We start from the raw sequence: 643 nt of genomic DNA, 5'->3' as shown, positions 1-643 counted from the left end.
CGCGGATCAGAATGCCGCGGTGAATACGTTCCCGGGCCTTGTACACACCGCCCGTCACACCATGGGAGTGGGTTGCAAAAGAAGTAGGTAGCTTAACCTTCGGGAGGGCGCTTACCACTTTGTGATTCATGACTGGGGTGAAGTCGTAACAAGGTAACCGTAGGGGAACCTGCGGTTGGATCACCTCCTTACCTTAGAGATACGGTCTTTTGCAGTGCTCACACAGATTGTCTGATGAAAGTAAAGAAGCAAGGCGTTTTAACGTGGGGCGTGAGTTTGTGGCAGATAATGTCGCTCGCTTTCTATTAATGAAAGCTCACCCTACACAAAATTACGAATCAGCGATTCGTGAACAAATTTTGTGTCCCCTTCGTCTAGAGGCCCAGGACACCGCCCTTTCACGGCGGTAACAGGGGTTCGAATCCCCTAGGGGACGCCACTTGCTGGTTTGTGAGTGAAAGTCGCCGACCTCAGTATCTCAAAACTGATTCAGCAGTGAATCATGTTTGAGATATTTGCTCTTTAAAAATCCGGAACAAGCTGAAAATTGAAACACTGAACAACGCAAGTTGTTCGTGAGTCTCTCAAAACTTATAACACGAAGACATCTTCGGGTTGTGAGGTTAAGCGACTAAGCGTACAC

The 643-nt window shown here is 48.2% G+C and carries 1 tRNA gene and 1 rRNA gene; both read left to right on the top strand.

Annotation, left to right across the window (positions count from 1 at the left end):
• Positions 1 to 191: ribosomal RNA gene (locus tag DT73_RS24395) — 16S ribosomal RNA — on the top strand; the annotation flags it as partial.
• A gap of 172 nt (positions 192 to 363) precedes the next feature.
• Positions 364 to 439, top strand: a tRNA-Glu gene (locus tag DT73_RS24390).
• Positions 440 to 643 lie beyond the last annotated feature (204 nt).

It is taken from the genome of Mangrovibacter sp. MFB070 (assembly GCF_000705335.1).
Lineage (GTDB): Bacteria > Pseudomonadota > Gammaproteobacteria > Enterobacterales > Enterobacteriaceae > Mangrovibacter > Mangrovibacter plantisponsor.
Note: the sequence above shows the minus strand (reverse complement) of the source record. Positions and strands in the feature narration are given on the sequence as shown.